This is a genomic window from Alteromonas sp. ABH4_456 (assembly GCF_056160645.1).
This window is the reverse complement of the sequence record NZ_JBSWXO010000004.1, coordinates 203,017-226,123: the sequence shown is the minus strand read 5'-3', so window position 1 is coordinate 226,123 and position 23,107 is coordinate 203,017. Positions and strand designations below refer to the sequence as shown.

Sequence of the window (23,107 nt, the reverse complement as noted above, 5' to 3'; positions counted from 1 at the left end):
ATTACCTCTTTGGCCGGGGTTTCTCAGCCAGCTGACTCAAATCATAAGGTGTTGTCTGATAAACATAGTAGTTCAGCCAGTTATTGAACAGCAGACTACCATGGGAGCGCCAGCGAACTAAAGGCTCTTTTGCGGGGTCATCGTCTGTAAAGTAGTTAGCCGGCACTGCCGGATGGGTATCCGCCTGTAAATCACGGAAATACTCGTCATGCAGAGTTTCCGGGTCGTATTCAGGATGCCCGGTAACAAACACCATACGCTTATCTTCAGATGCGATGGTGTATGCACCCGCCTCATCAGATTCCGTAATGACCTTCAAACCTTCAACACTGTTATATTCACCGGAGTCAATATACCCGAAACGGGAATGAGGCGCATAAAAAACCGGATCGAAACCTCTCAGCAACTCGTTATAAGGATCGAGCACTTTATGCTCAAACACACCAGAAAGTTTGGTTTCTCTGAGTTTTCTCTGCACGCCGTAAAAATGATACATCGCCGCATGAGCAGCCCAGCACAGATAGAGTGTGGACTGCACATTACGTTGCGCCCACTCCAAAATTTCTGTCATCTGATCCCAGTATTTCACTTCCTCATAAGGCAGGTGAGCCAGCGGTGCACCTGTCACGATTAAACCGTCGTATTTCTTATCAGCAATTTCAGAAAAGTCGTGATAGAAGGCGTCCATGTGAGATTGTGGCGTGTGCTTTGGCGCTAATTTGTCTACGCGGATCAGGTTCACGTTCACCTGCAGAGGTGTGTTAGACAGCAAACGTAAGATTTGCACTTCCGTTTCAATTTTATTGGGCATGAGATTCAGGATCCCCACTTCCATGGGGCGAATATCCTGCGTCGCTGCGCGGGTGCTGTCCATAGTGAAGATATTCTCACCTGACAACACATCCTGCGCGGGAAGTTGTTCGGGAATACAAATAGGCATGGCAGCTCCAACAATTAACGGATAATAACGTTATTGTGGCTGAATCCCGATAGATGTCAACATCCTTACGGCTGGACGTCTAAACGGCTCAACACATTCATCTAACTCTGGTAAAAGAGAGAAACTTACCGTTAACTGCGTTGACGATGCATGCTGATAAGCAGCTCGGCTTCTGCACGGGGCAGGTCGCAGGCTTGCATCACCTCTTCGACGTCAGCGCCGGCTTTGACCAGCTCAGCGGCGCGGGTATATAAGCGCATGGACGGGTCCTGACTTTTTACTTCACGTAACTGGTTTTCGAGTTGTGTGCATTGATCTGCCAGCTCCCGCATGTGTTTGCCCTGTACCATTGAACGGGTTTGCATTTCACCGTTCTGGTTTTCCAGGTCATTAATTTCCAGTTGCAGGGTATCGATGTGTTCTTTTTGATAGCGGACAGTATCGTCGAGTTCTTTAAACTGACGGTTGAAGAAAAAATACATCCATATAACAGCAATGACGGCGAGTAACCCTGTAGCAACAGCGAGTAAAGATAGTGCCGGCACGTCCATATTGATGTGTTTTCTCCCTTTGATAATAGCGCGCGCTGAACAGCGCAGCGAAGATACAGGCATTGACAAGCGCCCGCCGGATTAGCAGGCGCTGCATGACATTACAGACTGCTCAGTTCATCCCACTCATCATCACTGAGAAGCTTATTAAGATCTACAAGAATCAGCAATTCACCATCACGGTTGCTCACGCCCTGAATGAACTTGGCGCTCTCTTCAGTACCCACGTTAGGCGCACTGTCAATTTCAGATGATTTCAGATAAACCACTTCGGCAACGCTGTCTACCAGGATGCCGACAACCTGCTCATCGGATTCAATAATTACAATCCGTGTGTTGTCGGTCATATCGGTTGGCATAAGGCCAAAGCGGGCGCGGGTATCAATAACCGTCACAACATTACCACGCAGATTGATAATGCCTAACACATAATCCGGTGCACCGGGAACAGGCGCAATTTCGGTATAGCGTAAGACTTCCTGAACCTGCATTACGTTAATACCGTAAGTTTCGTCACCTAAACGATAGGTAACCCACTGAAGCACCTGATCGTTATCCGGCGCGTTATTCGTTGTGCTCTTGTCATTCATGAACCTGGCTCCCCGGGCTATGGCGTCTGATCGTTACTGCCTAAGCCGCTATTTAGCATTGCGATTAACTGATATACGTCTATTAACGCACACATTTTTTCTTTTACCATGCCCGCTAACCATGGACGCTTGCCTCCTGACTCACGCCATTTTACCTCGTCCCTGGTCAATGTAACGGTGTTGACCAGTTTGTCGCTGGCTAAGCCCCACAAACTGTCCCCTAACATAATAAGATACTGATAGTTTAGCGTTTCTGCGAGATTTTGGTCGTATTTTTCTGGCATAACCCACATTGCAGTATCGACAACGTTTATTTTTTGATCACGATGAAGCATTACGCCCTTGAACCATTTGGGTTTTCCTATCAGCCCACCCACTTTTTCAATCCGGTGAATGCCACCTAAAGTGATAAGCGGTACAGCCAGCGTTAACCCCGCCACTTCAAAAAACAATGCCTGAAAACGATTTTCCAGCATGTCTTTCACAGGCGTGGTTTTGACCGGCGGAGGTACTGCCCCGCTCAGTTGTTCAACGGCCGTCTCCGTAACATCATTAGTGGCTGGCGGCGCTATGACCGGCTCAGCCACAGGAGCAACCACAGGTTCTTTGGCGATAATGTCCGCCGTGGCCTGTTCCAGCAAACGGGCAGTGTTAGCCGTTACTTCAGCCGGATCTTCCGGACTTTGTAACAAGCTGTCGAGATACGCCTGCATCACATCTTCGCGGGCGAAGGGCGTACTTTTACTCATAGGTGACTCACTGCTCCAGTTCATCTAACAATTTGGTGTAGGCGTAAACGCCCCGTGCTTTCGGATAGACAACAGACGCAGGCGACTGCGCCTGGCTGGCATCACGGAAGCGGGTATCCACAGGAATCATCCCGTGCCAAACCTTATCACCGTAATCTTCGTTCAGTTTTTGTAGTGCCTGGATGGCCGCATTAGTCCGGCGGTCAAACATAGTCGGCACTATCAATGTATCAAATTCTTTTCTTAACGAACGACCCATAATCTCAAGTGTATGGATCATCCGGTCAAGGCCCTTTAATGCCAGAAATTCGGTCTGCACGGGCACAATGACTTTATGGCATGCAGCCAGCGCATTAACCATCAACACGCCCAGAACCGGCGGACAATCCAGCAATACGTAGTCAAATTCGTTGCGTACAGTATCCAGTGCTTTTTTGAGAATAAGCCCCATACCGTTTTGCATACCCATTTGCCTGTCCAGCGTGGCAAGTGCCATTGAGGCAGGCAAAATATACAGACTGTCTAATTTTGTCGGACATAAACAGTCAAGCACTCTATCGGCAGTAATCTGTTCATGATTAATAAAAATATCGTAAACAGAAGCATTTAGCTCCTCGGCATCCATACCGAAATAGTAACTCAGCGATGCATGAGGGTCGGTATCAACAAGCAGAACGCGCTTTCCCTGTTGCGCCAGAATGCCGCCCAGCGTCACGGTGGTAGTGGTCTTCCCTACCCCGCCTTTCTGGTTAGCAATCGTCCATATTTTCAACCTTCAACTCCTGCTGACTGAACTATTTCTGCATCATTTCCGTGAGTATGCACGAAGCGATATTATCAATGGCTATGCTCTTTTCTGCGATGTTCGCTTTCGCTACCGCTTGTGGCATACCGTATACCACACAGGTGTCCTGATCCTGCGCCCACACTTTGGCGCCTTTAAGGTGAAGTGCTTCACAGCCTTCACGTCCATCAGATCCCATGCCCGTCAGAATAATACTCAGTACATCGCCGCCGTAAATATCCACCAGACTGTTAAGTGTAATATCCACACTGGGTTTGTAGGTATCTTTCTCATGTTCATGGGCATCACGGATAACAATATTTGGCAGTGATATAGACTCCACCACCATTTGCTTGCCCCCGGGTGCAAGATAAGCACAACCGGGTTTAAGAATATCCCCATGCTCAGCTTCTTTTACCGAAATCTCGCAATTATTATTCAGCCGCTGGGCAAACGCATTTGTAAACGTGCCGGGCATATGCTGAACCAATAAAATCGGATAAGGAAAGTTAGCCGGCAGCCCTGACAGCACTTTCTGCAGTGCCACAGGACCGCCTGTAGAAGCCCCGATGGCCAGACATTTATACCGCTTTCCTGATGCCTTAACTTTAGAAACAGTAGGCTGGGATGCAGTTTCAGTACGTCCGGTGAGAATAGACGAGCTTTTAAAAAACGTCGACTTGGGGGCATTGGCAGGCATTGGAGGAGCGGGCTTTGCCACAGGCTCTTTTCTGGAGATAACAGGGCGGCGTATGCCAACTCCCCGTCGCGCCAGTAAACGTACCTTGGTCCGTAGTAAGCCAACAGCTTCTTTACGCTCTTTAGAAATTTCCTCAAATTTTTTCGGCAGAAAATCCAGCGCACCGGCCTCAAGCGCATCCAGAGTTGCCTGCGCGCCGGCATGTGTCAGAGACGAAAACATGAGAATAGGTACAGGGCGTTTCTGCATGATCGCTTTTACAGCGGAAATACCGTCCATAACCGGCATTTCCACATCCATTGTCACCACATCGGGTGACAACTTCATCAGCATATCCAGTGCTTCTTCACCGTTTTTGGCTTCGCCAACAACCTCGAGTTCTCTGTCCTCATCCAGAATTTCGCGTACACGACGACGATAAAACGTCGAATCGTCCACAACAAGGACTTTAAAAGCCATAGTAATGATGTTCCTTTAATTGCGACTATGACCTGCGCGCATATCGCTTAAGCAGACTCGGGATATCAAGGATTAATGCGATTCCGCCATCCGACGTAATGGTTGCACCAGCCATACCCGGTGTACCTTGTAACAAGGCATCCAGTGGCTTGATCACCACTTCTTCCTGACCAATCAGTGCATCCACCACGAAGCCCACCTGCTGCGTACCAATTTGTACTACAACAACATGACCTTTTTCTTTCTCGATATTTTTCGGGCCGCGGATAAGCCATTCACCAAGGAAGAATAACGGGATAGCCTTAGAGCGGACGATCATCGTCAACTGACCATCTACCGTATTGGTTTTCTTGATGTCCATGTTGATAATTTCGTTAACAGCGCCCAATGGCAATGCAAAGGTTTGCTGACCGACAACAATCATCAGAGTTGGCAGGATTGCCAGCGTTAACGGTACTTTGATTTCTAACCGGGTACCTTTGCCCAGATGAGAATCAATGTTTACGGTACCATTCAACTGGTTGATTTTGGTTTTAACCACGTCCATGCCCACACCACGACCGGAGATATCACTGATCTCTGTCTTGGTTGAAAAGCCCGGCGCGAATATCAAATTAAATGCTTCCACGTCAGACATACGGGCGGCCGCATCAGCATCAAGCACACCACGACTGATAGCGATTTCTTTCAGCTTTTCCGGATCCATCCCTTTACCATCATCGGTGATAGTAAGCAGGATATGATCGCCTTCCTGTGATGCTGCCAGTTTCACTGTACCCATGCGCGGTTTACCCGCATTAGCACGGTCATCCGGCATTTCAATACCATGGTCGACGGAATTACGCACCAGGTGAACCAGGGGATCGGCCAGTGCCTCAACCAGGTTTTTATCCAGATCCGTTTCTTCCCCTTCAAGCTCAAGGGTAATTTCTTTTTTCAGGCTACGGGCAAGGTCGCGGACAACCCTGGGGAAACGCCCGAAGACTTTCTTAATGGGCTGCATGCGGGTTTTCATTACCGCGCCCTGAAGATCACCGGTCACCACATCCAGGTTCGCGATAGCCTTCGACATATCTTCGTCATTGGTATTGATACCAAGACTTAACAAGCGGTTACGAACCAGCACCAACTCACCGACCATATTCATAATCTGGTCAAGGCGTTTGGTGTCTACCCGAACAGTAGTTTCTGCCTGCGGGGCTTTTTCTTCTTTTTTAGGTGCAGCTTTGGCAGCAGGCGCTGCGGGCTTTGAAGGTGCAGCGGGTGCGGCTGGCGCAGCCGGAGCCGATTTTGCGGCCGGAGCAGGTGCCGCAGCTTTAGCAGGTTGAGCCGGCTTGGCAGGCTCTGCAGGTTTAGACTGTTCCGCTTTGGCAGCCTGAACGGCTTTGGTTGCCTGAGTGTCGACTTCAACACCACCGGCAATGCCGGGTCCCTGACCTTTACCGTGTAACTGGTCAAGCAAAGCTTCAAATTCGTCATCGGTGATTTCGTCACCGTCAGAACCGGATGCAGCCTGTTCCGCTGCCGGAGCTGCTGCCGCTGGTGTAGCGGCAGGTGCGGCATCGCCACCAAACTGTCCTTTACCGTGAAGCTCGTCTAACAGAGCCTCAAATTCATCATCGGTGATATCTTCACCATCTCCGCCTGCCGCTGCTGCCGGAGCGGGCGCAGGTGCAGCTGGCTTTGCAGGTGCATCTGCCGACGGTCTGCCGGGCGCACCGGAACCATGCAGCTGGTCCAGTAATGCTTCAAATTCATCTTCGCTGATATCTTCAATGCTGTTATCACCGGCAGGCTCTGCAACAGCTGCGGCTTCCGGTACAACCGGTACCTCTTCAACTATCAGCTCAGGTTCTTCTGCTACCGGCACTTCTTCTGCCGGTGCTGCCGTTTCCCCGCCAAAAATATTTTCGCCGGGGGCTTCTGGCTTGCTCAACTTATGCAAAACATCAACAAGATTTGAATCAGCGGCTTCGAGTGGTTCACGGGCTTTTACCCGCTCAAACATTTCCACTACGACGTCTGTCGCTTGCAGAATGACATCCATTAATTCCGGCGTCAATGTACGCTGGCCATTACGCATTACGTCAAAGACGTTTTCTGCGCCGTGACAAATCTCAACCAGTTCAGTCAGAGATAAGAAACCTGCGCCACCTTTTACCGTGTGATATCCACGGAAAATCGCGTTGAGGAGGTCAGCGTCTTCCGGATTATTCTCCAAGTCAACTAACTGTTCCTGTAATTGTTCCAGGATTTCTCCGGCTTCGACCAGAAAGTCCTGTAATATATCCTCATCAACATCAAACGACATTCATTCGCTCCCCTAAAAACCAAGGCTCGACAGGAGATCATCCACATCATCCTGGCCTTGTACTACGTCATCCCGCTTCTCAGCGTTCATGATTGGCCCTTCCGCTTCAACAGCGTCCGGCTTGTTCGTGGTGCTCTGTGCTTTAACAGGTGCATCCCGTTCACCGAACACGGTCAGCATGTTCACAAGGCTGTCTTCGACTTCTTTCACCAGGTCAATCACTCTGCGAATAACCTGGCCTGTCAAATCCTGATAACCCTGTGCCATTAATACTTCGGTCAAAAGGCTGTTAAGTTTAGAAGAATCTTTCGACATGTCCTTAAACAGGGCGTCGATATCCATACATAAACTCTTGAATTCACCGAGCTCAATCTGACGGGTCATAAGCTTTTGCCATTCAGGCTCAATAGCATTGATCCGGTCTGATAAAGATTCAGCAATGGGCATACAGGACTCTACAGCGTCCATTGTAGTATTAGCCGCTTTTTCAGTTTCTTCAATTACGTAGGTGAGACGCGTTTGCGCATCAGGAATATCATCATTAGCCAGACCAGCAATACGCTCGTCTAACTGGAAGGTGTTGAGGGCGTCATGAAGTTGACGGGTAAGTTTGCCAACTTCAGCAAAAAGTTCGACAGACTCTTTGGCAGATACGGCTTCAAGCAGGGCGCTGGCGGAGTCGTCATCGCCCTGCTCAAGATATGCTACCAGCTGTTTTGCTTCTTCGAGCGAAATAGGGACTTTTTTAGTAGGAGACATCCAGTAATCCTCTTCTCTGGCGGGAGCGGCTGGATCAACCTAAACGCTCAAAAATCTTGTCGAGTTTTTCCTTAAGTGTAGCGGCTGTGAAAGGCTTCACAACATATCCGTTCACACCTGCCTGTGCTGCAGCAACGATTTGCTCTTTTTTCGCTTCAGCTGTCACCATTAATACTGGCAAGTGCTTGAGTTTGTCGTCTGCACGAATAGCGCGTAACAGGTCGATACCCTGCATACCTGGCATGTTCCAATCTGTCACGACAAATTCAAAGTCGCCTTGCTGGAGCATGGGGAGGGCCGTACTTCCATCGTCAGCTTCCTGAATATTGGAAAATCCAAGATCTTTAAGCAGGTTCTTTATGATTCGTCTCATAGTAGAGAAGTCGTCTACTACAAGAATTTTCATACTCTTGTCCAAAATAGCCTCCGGTGAGGATTATCAATCGTTATTAATATTAGTATGTTTTATTCTTCTGCCTGCCATGATTGCATTCGGGCTTTTAGTTTTAACATGGCCTGGCTATGAATCTGGCTGACCCTTGACTCACTGACTTCAAGAACTTCACCGATTTCACGTAAATTCAGTTCTTCATCATAGTACAGGGACAGTACAATTGCTTCCCGTTCAGGTAATGTTGTGATGGCATGCGCCAACGCCTTTTGAAACGCCCCCTGCATTAAATCTTCGAGGGGTGAATCATTACCTTTATTCTGTTCTGTGCTGATTACATCTTCTGACACACCCAGGTCTTCAATACCGACAAGTTTACCGGCATTCACCTCGTTAAGCATTTGATGATAATCATTAATACTGACACTTAGCTTAGCAGCAATTTCTGTATCACGCGCGTCTCTGCCAGTTTCTCTTTCAACTTGTGTTATGGCTTCCGTAATAGCACGGCTATTTTTATGCACTGAACGGGGTGTCCAGTCGCCCTTACGGATTTCATCCAGCATAGCACCACGAATACGGATACCTGCGAAGGTTTCGAAACTGGCCCCTTTCGAGCCGTCGAAATTTCTGGCTGCTTCCAGCAATCCGATCATCCCTGCCTGAATCAGGTCATCCACCAGCACACTGGCAGGCAAACGCGCCATCAGGTGATGGGCAATACGTTTTACAAGGGATGCATGGCGCTCGACCAGCTGCGACTTGTCGGTCTGCTGCTGGTAAGCTGCCGCTTTACTATTCAACGTTGGCTTCCTACTGCTTGCTTCGTCACCAGTTGTTCAATGAAAAATTCCAGGTGACCACCCGGCTGAGCCGGTACCGGCCAGTTAAGCGCTTTGGTGGCTAACTGACTAATCGCGACGGCCGCAGGAGAACCGGGAAATGCATCCACAATAGCGGTTTGCTTTCTGACTGCCCGACGAATATTTTCGTCGAAAGGCACAGTTGCCACCAATTCTAGTGCCACATCCAGGAATCTGCCTGTCACTTTTGATAATTTACTGAATAATTCCTGCCCTTCACGGATGTCCCGAACCATGTTTGCCACTATTTTGAACCGGAACACGCCGTGTTCACGGTTCAATATTTTAATCAGTGCATAGGCATCGGTCAGAGAAGTCGGTTCGTCACAAACCACGACCATGATGTCCTGCGAGGCACGGGAGAAACTCAGTACCATATCGGAAATACCGGCAGCGGTATCTACAATCAGCACGTCAATCTGCGACCGCAACTCACTGAAAGCACGGATTAATCCGGCATGTTCAGTGGGCGATAACTCAGTCATTGCCTGAGTACCTGAAGTCGCCGGAGCGATTTTAATACCGTGAGGTCCGGTTACCAGAACATCATCAAGTGTGCATTCACCGGATAATACGTGAGAAAGGTTCTTCTCAACACGCAGACCCAGCATGACGTCAACGTTCGCTAATCCTAAATCGGCATCGAGTACCATGACCCGCTTACCTTGCTTGGCCATAGCAATCGCCGTGTTTAATGTAATGTTGGTTTTACCAACACCACCTTTGCCGCCGGTAACGGCAATAACCTTTATGAGGCGTGATTGATTCATCTTTCGTAAGCTACTCGCTTGATCTTCGATCATACTGCCTGAACTGAATTAACTTCATGATTACGCTTAGTATGATTCAAACCGTACTTTTTATAAAGCTTTGCAGCGGCAGATACGAGAGATTTTGCATCAGCAACTTTAATATCTTCAGGTACCTGCTGCCCGTCGGTCACATAACTAACTGGCAATTGCTGTTCAACAGCAACACTTAAAACCTCACCCAAACTGTAGCATTCATCAACTTTCGTGAAGATACATCCGTCAAGCTTAACGGAATTATACGCTTCAATGATGCGTTGCAATGCAGGATATTGGGTATTTGCCTGCGCAACCAGGTATTTACGGACAGGTTGCATTTGTCCGTGATTAAATTGACCAAGTTGCTTAATTAAACGACTGTCGCGCTGACTAAAACCAGCCGTGTCTACTAATATTAGACGCTTATGGCGTAACTGGAAGAGAAGTTCGGCTAATTCTTCACTGCTTTGCGCCTTCCTTGTGGTACAGCCAATAATTTTGCCATACGTTGCCAGCTGCTCATAAGCGGCAATACGGTAGGTATCGATAGTGATCATAGCCACCTGATCAGCACCGTATTTTTGCGCATAGCGTGCTGCTAATTTAGCAACAGTCGTGGTTTTGCCAGTTCCCGTTGGACCAACAAGAGCAACCACACCGGTTTGGGTCAGGATATCATTACCGGAAACATTAAGGCGATTAGCCAAAAGGTTGAGAAGGTAAATCCACGCTTCCCGCTCGGTGTATTGAGAAGGGGTGTAGTGCACCAGTTGCTCAGCCAGTGAAGCACTCAGCCCCATACCGGTTAAACACTGAGTCAGATAGCTGTGTACGGGACGCTGACGCTGCTTTTTAGCATCCATCAAGTCTGCGACCTGATATTGTAAAACGCTGCGAAGAGAAGCCAGTTCCTCTTTTATCGCATCCAGCTCACTGGCAGGGGCACCGGCAGACTGCTGACTTTCCGCCGCTTTAAAGTCGGGGTTCATTTGAGATACCGGTGCAGGCTTGGGTTCTTTTGCAGAAAATACATCCGCAAATGAAAATGCCTCTTCGTTGTGAGATGCAGCGGGTTGTGAATTGACTCCACGGGTATCTCCGGCGAAGGCAGACGATGTTTGTGGTGCAGGAGAAACTGCAGGGTTCTGACGTTCACTTCTGGCAGCCGCTGCTCTTTCTGCAGCCTGCTTTTCAAGTAACGCCCGTAAAGTATCCGGACCGTCGTCACCGATAATTTCGCTGAGGCTTGGCGTCGCATTCTGTGCAGCAGGCTTACCTGCGTCATGGCGGGTGTTGAGTTTTATTTTTGCTTCTGGCTCTTTATCGTAAGCGGCGACCAGTTCAATACCGTCTGCCACTTTGCGATTCGACATGATTACGGCGTCACTGCCCAATTCTGCTTTTACCTGGCTTAATGCTTCCCGCATATCTTTGCCAAAAAACCGTCTGATTTTCATCTCAACCTCTTCACTCACCCGGTGTCAGATTATTGACCCACAGAGCTGACAATTTTGATTTGTTTGTCATCAGGGATTTCCTGATAAGACAACACATGCAGGCCAGCTACCGAATACTTCAGGAAGCGTGACAGCACAGGTCTTAACATGCCTGACGTCAACAGTACCGCAGGCTCGCCATTCAGTTCTTGTTGTTGTGCGGCCTGTTGCAGGGATTGCTGGAGCCGGTCGGCCAGTCCCGGTTCGATGCCGGCGCCGTCTTCTCCACCTGCCTGAAGTGACTGGTGCAACATCTGTTCCAACTCTGGTGCCAGAGTTATGACAGGCACTTCTTTCGCTCCCTGACTGATTTCCTGCACAATCAAACGCTTCAGCGCAATACGCACTGCCGATACCAGCACATCCGGATCCTGACTGCGGGGGCCGTATTCCGATAAGGTTTGAACGATAGTACGCATATCGCGGATGGGAACGCCTTCGAACAACAAGGTTTGCAGTACTTTTACTACGGTGCTCAGCTGCAGAATATCGGGTACCAGCCCTTCCACCAGCTTAGGACTGGATTTCGCCAGCATATCGAGAAGTTGTTGAACTTCTTCATGACCGAGTAACTGGTAGGCATTGTTGCTGAGTAACTGACTAAGATGTGTCGCTACCACGGTGGCCGCATCCACTACTGTGTAACCAAGGGTTTGCGCATGCTCCCGCTGATTCGGCCGTATCCACACGGCATCCAGTCCGAAAGCGGGGTCTTTAGTCGCCCGTCCTTCCAGCTTACCGAACACTTGCCCGGGGTTAATCGCCAGCTCTTCATCATGACTGATTTGCGCATCGCCGATGGTCACACCCAGCATGGAGATCGTGTAAGCATTCGGGTCGAGATCAAGATTATCGCGGATGTGCACCGGCGGAACCAGAAAGCCCAGTTCCTGAGACAGTTTTTTCCGCACACCTTTTATACGGGTCAGCAATTCGCCGCCCTGTGATTTATCCACCAGCGGAATGAGCCGGTAACCGACTTCAAGGCCGATAGTGTCAACCTGCTGTACGTCATCCCAACCCAGCTCTTTAATTTCCGGAGCAGGCTGGTCAGCACCGCCTTCCATTTTGGCCGGCACAGCCGGTTTTTCTGCCGCTTTCTTCGCCTGCACACCCTGCCAGTATGCATAACCGGCAGCAATAGCAGAGAATCCCAGAAAGGCCACGTGGGGCATGCCGGGCACAATACCCATGACAAACAGCACCGCTGCGGCAATATACAGAGCCTGCTGATTACCCAGCTGTGTCCGGATTTCCTTACCCATTTCCTGAGTTTCGTTTTCGCGGGTGACGATAATTGCCGTTGCCACCGACAACAACAGGGATGGGATCTGGGCAACCAGACCGTCACCGATGGTCAGAATAGTGTAAACTTCCAGCGCATTTCCGAAGGACAAGTCATGCTGAATCATGCCGATAAATAAACCACCGACGATGTTAATCATCATGATGAACAAACCGGCTACCGCGTCACCTTTAACGAATTTTGACGCACCGTCCATCGAACCATAGAAGTCTGCTTCTGCAGTGATTTCTTCACGGCGCTTGCGGGCTTCATCCTGATCGATATAGCCGGCATTCAAATCGGCATCAATGGCCATTTGCTTACCGGGCATGGCATCAAGTGTAAATCTGGCGCTAACTTCAGATATACGGCCGGCACCGGCTGTCACTACTTTGAAGTTGATAATGAGCAGGATGGCGAATACCACCACACCCACCGCATAGTTACCACCAATAACCACGGCTCCGAAGGCCTCGATTACCTTCCCCGCAGCATCGCCGCCTTCATGACCATACAGCAAAACGACCCGCGTCGAGGCAACATTCAATGCCAGCCGCAACACCGTAGCAATCAGCAAAACCAGGGGGAATATACCGAAATCCACCGGCTTTTGGGTAAATACAGCTACAAGAATAATGACCAGACTGAGGGCGATGTTAAAACTGAAAAGAACATCGAGCAGAAAGGGCGGCATTGGCAAAATAACCATACCCATAATCGCCAGCAAAACGACAGGCGCCCCCAAACCACTGGTGATATTTTGAACCTGGTTTTTGTCGAACCGCTGCAGATAGCCGGATAGCTGCATAAAATTTGCTCTCGCTAACAGAAAATTGACGCTTACTTCGTGTCTGTCAGTGTCAGTTCAACTAATGTGCCAGTTTGAAAATGTTTGTCTGCGTGCGCCCGTCAGTGTTTTTTGAACTATAGTTAAACCGGATGAGACATGTTCAGGACATCATGTGCCGGAATACCTGTTAAAACAGCGACGTATTGCATTTAAGAACACTATTTTCCCTGTTGTCGCCGCAACAGGCCTGATATGTATGTCTTATTGCACCTTTGCGGCACCGGCACAGGTATCTGCGCCCGACGATGCGGTTATCCGCGTCATTAAGTCTTTTCATCAGCACCCGCAGGAAACCGTGCTCGGTCTGGAAGAGATGCTTGATGATGTCCTGCCCGAATATACGCCTGCCACTATTCAATATCTGCTGTCGTACTTTTACATGAAACTGGGTGATTTCAGCCGCTCAGAGTCTCTTCTGGAACAAGGGCTTGAAAACGTAGATCAAATAGGCGAACCGTTGCTCTATCACCGTTTACTGCTGCAAAAATCGCAACTATACGAAAAAACAGACCGCCAGGTACTGGCGCTGCATTATGTTGCTGTCGTCAGTGAGTGGGCGCAGCAGCAGACTGTCACCCAGCTCTACATCGGTGCATTAATGACGGAAGGATTAATTCAGCAATCATTACAAAATCGTGAGGCCGCGCTGACAAAGCTGATCATTGCCCACAGAATTGCATCGGAGAACGCTACTCAAATCCCGCCTGCTCACATAGCCGGTCTTATTGCATCGGTATTTCAGCAGGCTGAACAGTACGACAATGCCCTTCCCTATTTGCAGGAGGCACTGGAATTTGCCATCACCAGGAACAACCGGGTTAATCAGCAAAACCTGTTACACAAGCTTGCTCTTTCTTACTTCTCAACGGGCGACGAAATTGCAGGGCAGCGTTACTTTGACGAAGCGATGACCATTGCCCGTGAACTGGCAGACAAAAACGCACAGGTTGAATTACAACTTCTTGACGCTGACAGGCTGATGAAAAAGAAAGCCTTTGCAGAGGCACTGGCTATTTACCAGCACTTAACGGCGATTCAGGAAATACTGCCGTCTGAACAGTATTACGGGGACATTTTACGGGGCTTATCAAATGCCCATTATCATACCGGCAACTTCGGCACCGCACTGGATACTCTGGCCCGCGCAGAAACGATCTCCGCATCCGCTACGCCCAAAGAAATGATTGAGTCACGGTTACTGGAATCAAGAATTCAGGCGGCGTTAGGCAACTACAGCGAGGCTTATCAAACTCTTGAAGACGCACGCAATAAACAAGTAAAGCGCCTGAATGAAATCAGTGCTGAAAAGCTGTTCAAACTGCAGACTCTTTTCGACGTTGATAAGAAAAATCAGGAAAATGCCGCCCTCAAAGCGATGACGAAAGCTCAGGAGTTGCGCATAAAAACCGAGCGCCAGCGGGGCTTCTTTATGATATCGGCGCTCGTTTTACTTTTCAGTCTGTGCGTGGCACTGGTTATTTTGCAGAAAAAGCGCGCCAGGTATCAGCATAAACTGGAGCAAATTGCGATGACTGACAGCCTGACATCTCTTCTTAACCGCCAGCATACCTTTAAATTACTGGAAGAGCAGGCTGACATCGCCGGGGCCTGCGGCAAGAAACTAGCTGTCGCGCTGCTCGATATCGATTTATTTAAACAGGTAAATGATAATTTTGGTCACGCTGCCGGTGATGAAGTATTACGCACCTTTGGTGCTCTGGTCAGAGACAATTTCAGAAAAACCGATATTACAGGCAGAATAGGCGGTGAAGAATTTTTACTCATATTTCCTGATGCGGATATTACAGAAGCAAAAGCTGCTACAGACAAATTCAGAGCAGCCCTCAAAGCGGCCGGAAATGCCCTTCCCTATGCATTGGGCCCGCTCACGGTATCCGGCGGAATAGGATACGTTACCGGACCGGATACAATGGCCGCAGAACTGGAAGCCATCGACAAAGCATTATATCAGGCCAAAGAAAAAGGCCGCGACGCCATCATTGCTGTGGATAAAAGCACTGACGGGTTTACCGTCTGAGTTCAGGTGGGATCGGCAAGTCTTTCTTAAGTGGCTTAGGCCGTTTGCCCTTACCGGCTTTAAACGCCCGCAACTGATACACATACGCCAATACCTGTGCCACCGCCATGAACAATTTATGGGGAATTTCATGCTCAACTTCAGTGGAATAATAAATAGCCCTTGCCAGCATAGGTGAAGGTACAACAGGCACTTCATGGGCACCGGCAATTTTACGGATGTGCATGGCCAGTTCATCAATTCCTTTTGCCACCACCACAGGCGCTCTGCCGCCGTTATCATCGTATTTAAGCGCCACGGAATAGTGCGTCGGGTTAGTCACAACCACATCCGCTTTCGGTACTTCCTGCATCATCCGGCGGGCTGCTGCCTGATATTGCAGGCGACGTATACGTCCTTTCACCTGAGGATCACCCTCGGCATTTTTACGTTCGTCTTTCACCTCCTGCTTTGACATTTTCATTTCTTTGTTGTGCTTGTACAGCTGGTACGGCACATCAAAAATAGCGATGGGGATCATGCCCAGTGTCAGCAGGAAAAACGCCCATTCGAGCATATTCAGTGCGTGGAACAAATTATTCGGGTACAGCTCAAGGTCAAGATGCAGTGCTTCATCCTGAAAGTACATTAACGATACCAGTGCCATGGAACCGATAACGAAAAACTTGGCAATGGACTTAAGCAGTTCCACCAGGCCATTAATACCGAACATGCGCTTAAAGCCGTTTAGCGGATTCAGCTTATTCATTTTCGGCGACGCCGATTCCCAGGTGAAATTGTATCCGCCCAGCGCGATAGAGCCGTAAATACCGGCGGCCATCGCCACGACCATGTACAGTAAAACAGGCGCTGCCACCGCAGAAAAACCATAAACCCAGGCACCAAACATGTGAGTTGCGTCATAGGTTTGGTCGCGGGAAAGCTGGAACATGTTTTTCATCATGCCGAAAATAGCCTGTGCGATGGTGCCTCCCATGACAAGAAACATGACGCCACTGACCACCAGAACCAGTGTCGTAGATAACTCTCTGGACCGGGCCAGCTGGCCTTTTTTTCGTGCGTCGTCGAGTTTTTTCCCCGTGGGGTCTTCTGTTTTTTCCTGTTCGTCAGCCATCGTCTACCTCACACGGGACAGATCATCAGCAACTCGCACATGAATTGCTGAGCACGTTGCCACTGGGTGGCAAAGTGGGACGTAAAATTATCGAGGGTAATCCAGATAATGATTAACCCCATGATTTGTGCAATGGAAAAACCAATGCTGAAAATATTTAACTGTGGCGATGCTTTGGTCATCACCCCGAACGCAAGGTTCACGATCAGCAGTGACACGATAGGCGCCAGCGATAACGTAATCGCAGACACAAACATCCAGCCGCCCCATTCTGCGATATCGCGGAACTGATCTGCTGTCCACCAGGCTTCGCCGATGGGAAACGCATCAAAGCTGATAACAATCATCTGGATCATGGCCAGATGGCCGTCAACGGTCCAGAACAGCAACGTCGCCAGGATGAGATAAAACTGACCGACTGCCGGCACGTTAATTCCGTTTACCGGATCGACAATGGAGGCGAACCCCAGACCGGTTTGCATGGCGATGATCTGACCTGCCAGAACAAAGGTGTTCAGGACCATCATAGAAATAAACCCGATGGCGATTCCAATCAGCAACTGCTGAATAACCATCAGAAAAGATCCTACGCCGACCAAATCGTCCACGGGTACCGGTTTAACGACCGGCATAATCACCAGGGTCAGAAAGATAGCCAGCAGGGCTCTCACCGACTGGGGGATAGATTTGGCACTTAATCCAATCATGGCTGCAAACATGCCGCTGATGCGCATAAACGGCAGCAACATATCAGCCAGAAACTGATTAATGGTAGATAAATCCACGTTCACGGAACGTAACCTTTACCCGACGACCTGTGGGATTTGATTGACCATATGAAAGGTAAAGTCCATCAGTTGCTCCACCAGCCAGTTACCTCCCCACGCCAGTGCCAGCAAGGTCACGATAAGTCTGGGCAGGAAACTCATTGTCTGTTCGTTAATTGATGTGGCCGCCTGAAATACTGCCACAATCAGACCTACAATCATGCTGGGCACAATCACCGCAGACACCAGCAGGATAACCATAAACATGGATTCACGGAGAATCTGAACAAAGACTTCAGGTGTCATGTGTTGTCTCCTAAACGCCCATGCCGAAACTGGTTGCCAGGGTGCCGAATATCAGATTCCAGCCATCCACCAGTACAAACAGCATTAATTTGAAGGGCAGTGAAACAATCATCGGCGACAGCATCATCATACCCATCGCCATAAGAATGGATGCCACCACCAGGTCAATAATGAGGAATGGAATAAACAACATGAAGCCGATTTGAAATGCGGTTTTCAGCTCGCTGGTCACGAATGACGGGATCAGAATGGTCAGCGGCACATCTGCAGGCTCATCATACTTATCTTCATCGCCGGCAATACGGACAAAGGTTTCCAGATCTTTCACCCGGGTTTGTGACAACATAAACGCCCGCATGGGTTCTGCCGCTTCTTCCAGCGCCTGGCGGGAGGTCATTTCCTCGTTCAGATAAGGTTGCAGAGCGCGCTCGTTTACCTCTTCAAACACCGGTGTCATGATAAACATAGACAGAAACAGGCTCACGCCGATAAGGATTTGATTGGAAGGAGACTGCTGCAGGCCAATGGCCTGACGGAGAATGGATAACACTACGATAATACGGGTAAATGACGTCATCATCATAATAAACGCAGGAATAAGGCTCAGCGCAGACATGATGAACAATGCCTGCAACGTCATTGAATAATCCTGCGTGCCGTCCGCATTGGTGGTCACAGTGACAGCAGAAATCCCCTGCTGGGCACTGGCTGGCAGAGCCAGAAGAAATAATACCGGACAGAGTGTCAGAAAACGGCACAACCATTTATTGCTTATCATTGCCCTCTCCTTTCACTGCCGGATTCATGGCGCCAGCCATAGCTTTAACCAGTTTCTGACGAAAATCGGCACCGTTACTCTCCTGTCCGTTTCCGGCAGGTGCTAATGGCGTTTCCAGTTTACTGAGATGATTGATGTTGTGAGCAGTAACGCCGATGAGGTGCTGCTCGTCACCCACCTGAATAACCATAATGCGCTCTTTGGCACCGGCCATCATGCTGGCAACCACTTTCATCTGCCCGTTCGCAGCATGAGTGACATTAAACCGGCGCATAAGCCAGGCGAGGGAAAATATAATGCCGACAACCACCAGCAATGACAGGAAAATTGACAGTACAGACGTGGGATTAGTTATTGACTGGGTGCTTTGAGCACAGGCCTGATGGCTAAATAACAGGGGCAGCAGAATGCAACCCCCTGTTTTAGAAAGCGTTTTAGCGAAGCTTTTTGATTCTCTCGATTTGACTGATAACATCCGTTAACCGAATACCAAACTTATCGTTGACCACTACTACCTCTCCATGAGCAATCAACGTGCCATTTACCAGAACATCCAGTGGTTCACCGGCCACCCTGTCCAGCTCGACCACGGAACCCTGGTTCAATTGTAGCAGGTTACGGATGCTTATCTGGCTGCGTCCCACTTCCATAGAAATGGTCACAGGAATATCTAAAATGGTATCGAGTTTCTTTTTCTCTTCCTGAGTAATCGGCGCATCATCGGTCAGCTCATCTAACTCAGCAACCTGAACGTCATCACCACCTTCACCTTCGCCAGCTTCAGCATCAGCCTGCTCGGCCATGGCTGCGGCCCAGTCGTCCATTCCGTCATTATCACTCATGACTTTGCCCTCTTACTAAGATCGTCACTACAGATCTTCTTCAAGTACTTGCAGCTCAGCGTCGTTATCAATAACGCGCCCGCCGCGGGTTAATAATTGCAGTTCCGATTTCACCGACGTCGGACGCGGGATCTTATCGGAAATTTTCAGTGCCAGCGCATCTCTGGAGCGTCCGAGCTTAGCCCGGAACGTGGGGAGATCTTCAATCAGCACAGTAATGTGCTCCGGCATTTCCACCGGAATGATATCCCCGGCTTTAAATTCCATAATTTGACGCAGTGGTACGTCCACATCCAGCATATGCGTAGTTAATGCCACTTTTACGTCAAGGATTTCGTCACGCAGTGCCTTACTCCAGCGTAAATCGGTGTCTTCTTTATCAGATTGCACACCGGCATCGAGTAATTCACGAATAGGTTCCAGCATGGAATAGGGCAACGACACGTGAAAGTCACCACCGCCACCATCCAGCTCTATGTGGAAAGAACTGATAACTACCACTTCCGTGGGACTGACAATGTTAGCCATGGCCGGGTTAACTTCAGAATCCAGATACTCAAAAGAGACATCCATGACCGGCGCCCAGGCTTCTTTGTAGTCTTCGAAAATAATTTTCAGCAACATCTGAATAATACGCCGTTCAGTAGGCGTAAATTCGCGACCTTCGATTTTCGCGTGATAGCGGCCATCACCACCGAAGAAGTTATCCACCAGAATAAACACCAGTCTGGCTTCCATGGTAATGAGCCCCGTTCCTTTCAACGGGCGGAAGCGCACCATGTTCAGACTCGTGGGTACAAACAGTGTGTGAATGTACTCGCCGAATTTGATCATCTGGATGCCGTTAATAGAGACTTCGGCAGACCGTCGCATCATGTTAAACAAGCTCACCCGCAAATGCCGGGCAAAACGCTCGTTAACAATTTCCAGCGTTGGCATACGGCCACGTACAATCCGGTCCTGCGAGGAGAAATCATATTCCAGCGCAGATCTGTCGGAGGGTGCGTCCGATACCTCTTCTTCTTCGACATCATCGACACCGTGTAACAGCGCGTCAATTTCGTCTTGTGATAATAAATCGCTCACTGTGATAACCCGTTATTGCATCACGAAACCTGTGAACAATACCTGTTCAACCACTTCTGACCCTGTATATTCCTTCATGGCCGACTGTACTTCTTCAAGGGCTTTTTCCCGCAATTCGATTTTACCCGCTTCTGTGACCAGATCATCGGCATTACTGCTGCTGAATACCTGCAATAAACGCCCCTGAATAAGCGGAATATTCACTTTCGCGGTTTCTTCATTATCAGTGCCCCTGACCAGCAACTGAATTTTAATCTGTACCGTACGCTCGCGGCCACTGCCCGGAATATGGAACAGTAAGGGTTGCGGTAAAGCAACATATAAGGCTGTTCCCACTTCCGCAGAACCCGAAGCCGGAGCAGCTTCCGGCGCTTCGCCTTCAACTTCGGCGGCTGCGCCCTCTTCACCTTCAGCTAATGCTTCTGCTGCAGGCTCATCACCACCGGCAAACAGAAAGAAATAAGCCCCGGCACCACCACCAATCAATACCACAGCAATAATGATGATCAACATCATCTTACTTTTCTTGCCGCCACCTTCTTCTTCGATTTGTAACTCTTCATCAGCCATTGCGCTTTCCCCGTTAACCATTTCGGCGAGTATTATGGTGAATTACAGACAATTGGCAATAACCATTGCGTATGTCTGCTCATGGTTAAGCATAGTCATCAATTCCGCCCTGTGCCTGGCGGGTAAGCGATTGTTCTGTTACTTGTGTGTCTTCGCCGGCTTCCTGTGCAAGCTGGCCATTTCCGCCCCCCTGCTGACTGCCTTCACCACCTTCACCGTTGCCACCCTGTTGTTGCTGACTGACAAAAGATTCGCCCAGATTAATTCCCTGCTCTGCCAGCATTTCGCGCAGGCGTGGCTCGGCCTGAGCCAGAGCATCTCTGGCCTGCGCTGACTGTACGACAAAGTTTACCGTTGCGGCGTCACCGGATACATTTACCCGCACCTGCATGCTGCCCAGTTCCGGCGGATCGAGGCGGATTTCCGCCATGGAATTTCTGGCATTGACAATCCAACGTACTTTCTCAGCCAGTTGCTGCTGTCCTTCCGGTTGATGAATATTCACCGGCTTGTCTGCATCAGCGGCCTGTTGAGCGGCTGACCGTTCAGTCCTGGCCTGCTGAATATCAGCTACGGTAGTATCTGAGCCCGAATGAAGTGATGCCAGAGCTGTCACTGTGGAGCCCTGCGCCAGTTGCGAAGCGGTCCCCGTAATGGCAGTGAGTTGTCTCATCTCGGTTTGCAGCATGACCTCAAGGTTTTCCACCGGCGCCACGCCGGCTTCTTCAATGGCACCGGCAATCATCGCTTCCAGCGCTGACTGTTGTTCACTGCCGCTTTGCAACTGAGCCTGAAACTGCTTAACGGCATCAATGACGCCTTGTTTTACTTCTGCTTTCTGACCTTCACTGACGGTGTCGGGTAACATAGTCACCACCTTATCAGCCAGGTTGTCTGTCACCAGTGTCTGTGATTCTTCTGATGATGACGCCAGTATTTTGGCAAATTCACCGGCTGTGTTTTGTGCGACAATGCCCGCTTCAGCGTTCGCAGATACACTGCTGTTCAGTGTTTGCTGTTCTTTCCCGCTCTGTTGATTATCCGCACCGGATTCGCCGCTCATTTCTGCTTTCATCAGAGAAACCAGCAAGGCAGCTTCTGCTTCCAGTTCACTTTCAGTCAGTCCGGCATTTTCAGCATTCTCTGAGGCCGCTTTGTTTACATCTTTGCCTGACGCCTTATTCATAGCAGCAATCATGGCGGCAGCCAGCTTCATTGCCTCTTCATCTGAGATTTCTGCATCACCGGCACCAGCGGCAGCGCTTTCCTCTTCCTGTGAGGCAATCAGCGCATTGACGGCTTCGTTAAGGGCATCAGCAAGGGCCTGTAATGACTCACTGCCGTCAACTTCACTGCTTTCACCCGTTCCGGATTGCGTTTTTTGCGCCTCTTTTAAGCTGGTGATCAGCGCTTCAAGCTCATCACTGCCGTTACCGGCAAACAGCTCTTCGCCGCTGATCAATGCGTCAAGGTGCAGTTCCTCCGGCAACGCTTCAACACTGGTAGCCAGAGTGACATCACCTTCTACCTGTGCACCGGTGTTAAGTTCACCTTCGTTCAGACGGCGCACGGCATCAACAAAAGACAGCCAGTCTGTGGAATCTTCTGCTTTATCTGTGGCACTCTGCGTATCTGCAGAGGCGGCGCTTTCCACGTTTGTTTCTGACTCAGCCTCTGCTGTTACCACAGTATTTTCAGATGCATTACTTTTCTCAACGTCTGCCTTTTCTTTAGCAGATTGTTTTGCCGCAGTTTGCGCAGAACCAGTCACTTTGTGTTCGTCTGCCACATGGTTTTTATTCCGTTCCATGGGCTCACGACTTGTTTGTGAATCACGGGAGGAGACACTGCGTTTACTGTCAGCGGATTTGGCATCTGTAGTATTGTCAGGACGCTGACTGGCAGAAGAGGATTTTCTTGCCTGCTCTGCCGGTGTGGCAGCGCGGTTAAACACATCAGCAAAAGCCTGTTGCGGTCCGTCAGACGTCGCTACACCGGCGGATGTATCGATATCTATCGGCAAAGCGGCAATTTCTGAACGCTGAGTGGCAACTTGTTGCATCATAATCTTAATCCTCTTCCCGGAAACC

23 protein-coding genes are annotated in these 23,107 nt (G+C 49.5%); 1 reads left to right on the top strand and 22 read right to left on the bottom strand.

Going from position 1 to position 23,107, the window contains the following annotated elements; genetic code table 11:
- Nucleotide 1 precedes the first annotated feature (1 nt).
- From metA to flhA, 13 genes are all read right to left on the bottom strand, one after another.
- Nucleotides 2–940, bottom strand: a complete 939-nt coding sequence (gene metA, locus ACXAG2_RS08495; RefSeq protein WP_474865980.1) for a homoserine O-succinyltransferase MetA — start codon at nucleotides 938–940, stop codon at nucleotides 2–4.
- Nucleotides 941–1,071: 131 nt separating this feature from the next.
- The gene (locus ACXAG2_RS08490) at nucleotides 1,072–1,554 is read right to left on the bottom strand and encodes a DUF2802 domain-containing protein (protein ID WP_474865977.1); all 483 of its coding nucleotides are present in this window, start codon (nucleotides 1,552–1,554) and stop codon (nucleotides 1,072–1,074) included.
- Between the two features lie 38 nt (nucleotides 1,555–1,592).
- Nucleotides 1,593–2,081 carry a chemotaxis protein CheW gene (locus ACXAG2_RS08485; RefSeq protein WP_474844674.1) on the bottom strand — a complete coding sequence of 163 codons (489 nt, stop codon included), beginning with the start codon at nucleotides 2,079–2,081 and terminating at the stop codon, nucleotides 1,593–1,595.
- Between the two features lie 17 nt (nucleotides 2,082–2,098).
- A complete protein-coding gene (locus ACXAG2_RS08480; protein WP_474865975.1) occupies nucleotides 2,099–2,830 on the bottom strand; it encodes a chemotaxis protein CheW in 732 nt (243 codons plus the stop codon).
- Between the two features lie 7 nt (nucleotides 2,831–2,837).
- Nucleotides 2,838–3,602 (bottom strand): ParA family protein, encoded by a 765-nt coding sequence (locus ACXAG2_RS08475; RefSeq protein WP_474865973.1) that lies wholly within the window; start codon nucleotides 3,600–3,602, stop codon nucleotides 2,838–2,840.
- Nucleotides 3,603–3,624: 22 nt separating this feature from the next.
- Nucleotides 3,625–4,773, bottom strand: a complete 1,149-nt coding sequence (locus tag ACXAG2_RS08470; protein WP_474865971.1) for a protein-glutamate methylesterase/protein-glutamine glutaminase — start codon at nucleotides 4,771–4,773, stop codon at nucleotides 3,625–3,627.
- A gap of 25 nt (nucleotides 4,774–4,798) precedes the next feature.
- Nucleotides 4,799–7,084, bottom strand: coding sequence for a chemotaxis protein CheA (locus ACXAG2_RS08465; RefSeq protein WP_474865969.1), 2,286 nt, complete (start codon nucleotides 7,082–7,084; stop codon nucleotides 4,799–4,801).
- A gap of 12 nt (nucleotides 7,085–7,096) precedes the next feature.
- Nucleotides 7,097–7,843: a protein phosphatase CheZ gene (locus tag ACXAG2_RS08460; RefSeq protein WP_474865966.1), complete on the bottom strand. Its 747-nt coding sequence runs from the start codon at nucleotides 7,841–7,843 to the stop codon at nucleotides 7,097–7,099.
- 34 nt (nucleotides 7,844–7,877) lie between these two features.
- Nucleotides 7,878–8,261, bottom strand: coding sequence for a chemotaxis response regulator CheY (gene cheY / locus ACXAG2_RS08455; RefSeq protein WP_119500582.1), 384 nt, complete (start codon nucleotides 8,259–8,261; stop codon nucleotides 7,878–7,880).
- A 47-nt stretch (nucleotides 8,262–8,308) separates the two neighbouring features.
- The gene (locus ACXAG2_RS08450; RefSeq protein WP_474865964.1) at nucleotides 8,309–9,037 is read right to left on the bottom strand and encodes an RNA polymerase sigma factor FliA; all 729 of its coding nucleotides are present in this window, start codon (nucleotides 9,035–9,037) and stop codon (nucleotides 8,309–8,311) included.
- Complete coding sequence (locus ACXAG2_RS08445) at nucleotides 9,034–9,900, bottom strand: MinD/ParA family protein (protein WP_119500580.1); 867 nt, start codon at nucleotides 9,898–9,900, stop codon at nucleotides 9,034–9,036. The genes ACXAG2_RS08450 and ACXAG2_RS08445 overlap by 4 nt, the downstream gene beginning before the upstream one ends.
- Nucleotides 9,897–11,342 carry a flagellar biosynthesis protein FlhF gene (gene flhF / locus ACXAG2_RS08440; RefSeq protein WP_474865961.1) on the bottom strand — a complete coding sequence of 482 codons (1,446 nt, stop codon included), beginning with the start codon at nucleotides 11,340–11,342 and terminating at the stop codon, nucleotides 9,897–9,899. The genes ACXAG2_RS08445 and flhF overlap by 4 nt, the downstream gene beginning before the upstream one ends.
- Before the next feature lie 29 nt (nucleotides 11,343–11,371).
- Nucleotides 11,372–13,474, bottom strand: coding sequence for a flagellar biosynthesis protein FlhA (gene flhA, locus ACXAG2_RS08435; RefSeq protein WP_474865958.1), 2,103 nt, complete (start codon nucleotides 13,472–13,474; stop codon nucleotides 11,372–11,374).
- A 238-nt stretch (nucleotides 13,475–13,712) separates the two neighbouring features.
- On the opposite strand from flhA, the gene ACXAG2_RS08430 reads away from it, so the two are divergent.
- On the top strand, nucleotides 13,713–15,554 hold the full coding sequence (locus tag ACXAG2_RS08430; protein WP_474865956.1) for a sensor domain-containing diguanylate cyclase: 1,842 nt from the start codon (nucleotides 13,713–13,715) through the stop codon (nucleotides 15,552–15,554).
- Here the strand turns inward: ACXAG2_RS08430 and flhB are convergent.
- From flhB to ACXAG2_RS08385, 9 genes are all read right to left on the bottom strand, one after another.
- Nucleotides 15,544–16,668, bottom strand: a complete 1,125-nt coding sequence (gene flhB, locus ACXAG2_RS08425; protein ID WP_474844667.1) for a flagellar biosynthesis protein FlhB — start codon at nucleotides 16,666–16,668, stop codon at nucleotides 15,544–15,546. The genes ACXAG2_RS08430 and flhB overlap by 11 nt on opposite strands.
- Nucleotides 16,669–16,676: 8 nt before the next feature.
- The gene (gene fliR / locus ACXAG2_RS08420) at nucleotides 16,677–17,459 is read right to left on the bottom strand and encodes a flagellar biosynthetic protein FliR (RefSeq protein ID WP_119500575.1); all 783 of its coding nucleotides are present in this window, start codon (nucleotides 17,457–17,459) and stop codon (nucleotides 16,677–16,679) included.
- Between the two features lie 12 nt (nucleotides 17,460–17,471).
- A complete protein-coding gene (fliQ, locus tag ACXAG2_RS08415) occupies nucleotides 17,472–17,741 on the bottom strand; it encodes a flagellar biosynthesis protein FliQ (RefSeq protein ID WP_119500574.1) in 270 nt (89 codons plus the stop codon).
- A 10-nt stretch (nucleotides 17,742–17,751) separates the two neighbouring features.
- Nucleotides 17,752–18,519, bottom strand: a complete 768-nt coding sequence (fliP, locus tag ACXAG2_RS08410; protein WP_474865954.1) for a flagellar type III secretion system pore protein FliP — start codon at nucleotides 18,517–18,519, stop codon at nucleotides 17,752–17,754.
- Entirely contained in the window at nucleotides 18,506–18,925 is a 420-nt protein-coding gene (gene fliO, locus ACXAG2_RS08405; protein WP_474866224.1) for a flagellar biosynthetic protein FliO, read from the bottom strand. Before fliO ends, fliP begins: the two co-directional genes overlap by 14 nt.
- Before the next feature lie 28 nt (nucleotides 18,926–18,953).
- Nucleotides 18,954–19,361, bottom strand: coding sequence for a flagellar motor switch protein FliN (gene fliN / locus ACXAG2_RS08400; RefSeq protein WP_119500572.1), 408 nt, complete (start codon nucleotides 19,359–19,361; stop codon nucleotides 18,954–18,956).
- A gap of 27 nt (nucleotides 19,362–19,388) precedes the next feature.
- The gene (fliM, locus tag ACXAG2_RS08395) at nucleotides 19,389–20,447 is read right to left on the bottom strand and encodes a flagellar motor switch protein FliM (RefSeq protein WP_119500571.1); all 1,059 of its coding nucleotides are present in this window, start codon (nucleotides 20,445–20,447) and stop codon (nucleotides 19,389–19,391) included.
- A 12-nt stretch (nucleotides 20,448–20,459) separates the two neighbouring features.
- Nucleotides 20,460–21,017 (bottom strand): flagellar basal body-associated protein FliL, encoded by a 558-nt coding sequence (fliL, locus tag ACXAG2_RS08390; protein WP_474865951.1) that lies wholly within the window; start codon nucleotides 21,015–21,017, stop codon nucleotides 20,460–20,462.
- 85 nt (nucleotides 21,018–21,102) lie between these two features.
- Nucleotides 21,103–23,082 (bottom strand): flagellar hook-length control protein FliK, encoded by a 1,980-nt coding sequence (locus ACXAG2_RS08385; protein WP_474865949.1) that lies wholly within the window; start codon nucleotides 23,080–23,082, stop codon nucleotides 21,103–21,105.
- Nucleotides 23,083–23,107: the final 25 nt, after the last annotated feature.

Coding starts and splice junctions, on each gene's coding strand:
- fliQ (WP_119500574.1), bottom strand. CDS start 17,741: ATGACACCTGAAGTCTTTGTTCAGATTCTCCGTGAATCCATGTTTATG.
- ACXAG2_RS08385 (WP_474865949.1), bottom strand. CDS start 23,082: ATGATGCAACAAGTTGCCACTCAGCGTTCAGAAATTGCCGCTTTGCCG.
- flhB (WP_474844667.1), bottom strand. CDS start 16,668: ATGGCTGACGAACAGGAAAAAACAGAAGACCCCACGGGGAAAAAACTC.
- fliP (WP_474865954.1), bottom strand. CDS start 18,519: ATGATAAGCAATAAATGGTTGTGCCGTTTTCTGACACTCTGTCCGGTA.
- fliL (WP_474865951.1), bottom strand. CDS start 21,017: ATGGCTGATGAAGAGTTACAAATCGAAGAAGAAGGTGGCGGCAAGAAA.
- ACXAG2_RS08485 (WP_474844674.1), bottom strand. CDS start 2,081: ATGAATGACAAGAGCACAACGAATAACGCGCCGGATAACGATCAGGTG.
- flhA (WP_474865958.1), bottom strand. CDS start 13,474: ATGCAGCTATCCGGCTATCTGCAGCGGTTCGACAAAAACCAGGTTCAA.
- ACXAG2_RS08465 (WP_474865969.1), bottom strand. CDS start 7,084: ATGTCGTTTGATGTTGATGAGGATATATTACAGGACTTTCTGGTCGAA.
- metA (WP_474865980.1), bottom strand. CDS start 940: ATGCCTATTTGTATTCCCGAACAACTTCCCGCGCAGGATGTGTTGTCA.
- fliN (WP_119500572.1), bottom strand. CDS start 19,361: ATGAGTGATAATGACGGAATGGACGACTGGGCCGCAGCCATGGCCGAG.
- flhF (WP_474865961.1), bottom strand. CDS start 11,342: ATGAAAATCAGACGGTTTTTTGGCAAAGATATGCGGGAAGCATTAAGC.
- ACXAG2_RS08470 (WP_474865971.1), bottom strand. CDS start 4,773: ATGGCTTTTAAAGTCCTTGTTGTGGACGATTCGACGTTTTATCGTCGT.
- ACXAG2_RS08490 (WP_474865977.1), bottom strand. CDS start 1,554: ATGCCTGTATCTTCGCTGCGCTGTTCAGCGCGCGCTATTATCAAAGGG.
- ACXAG2_RS08480 (WP_474865975.1), bottom strand. CDS start 2,830: ATGAGTAAAAGTACGCCCTTCGCCCGCGAAGATGTGATGCAGGCGTAT.
- ACXAG2_RS08460 (WP_474865966.1), bottom strand. CDS start 7,843: ATGTCTCCTACTAAAAAAGTCCCTATTTCGCTCGAAGAAGCAAAACAG.
- ACXAG2_RS08430 (WP_474865956.1), top strand. CDS start 13,713: ATGTCTTATTGCACCTTTGCGGCACCGGCACAGGTATCTGCGCCCGAC.
- ACXAG2_RS08445 (WP_119500580.1), bottom strand. CDS start 9,900: ATGATCGAAGATCAAGCGAGTAGCTTACGAAAGATGAATCAATCACGC.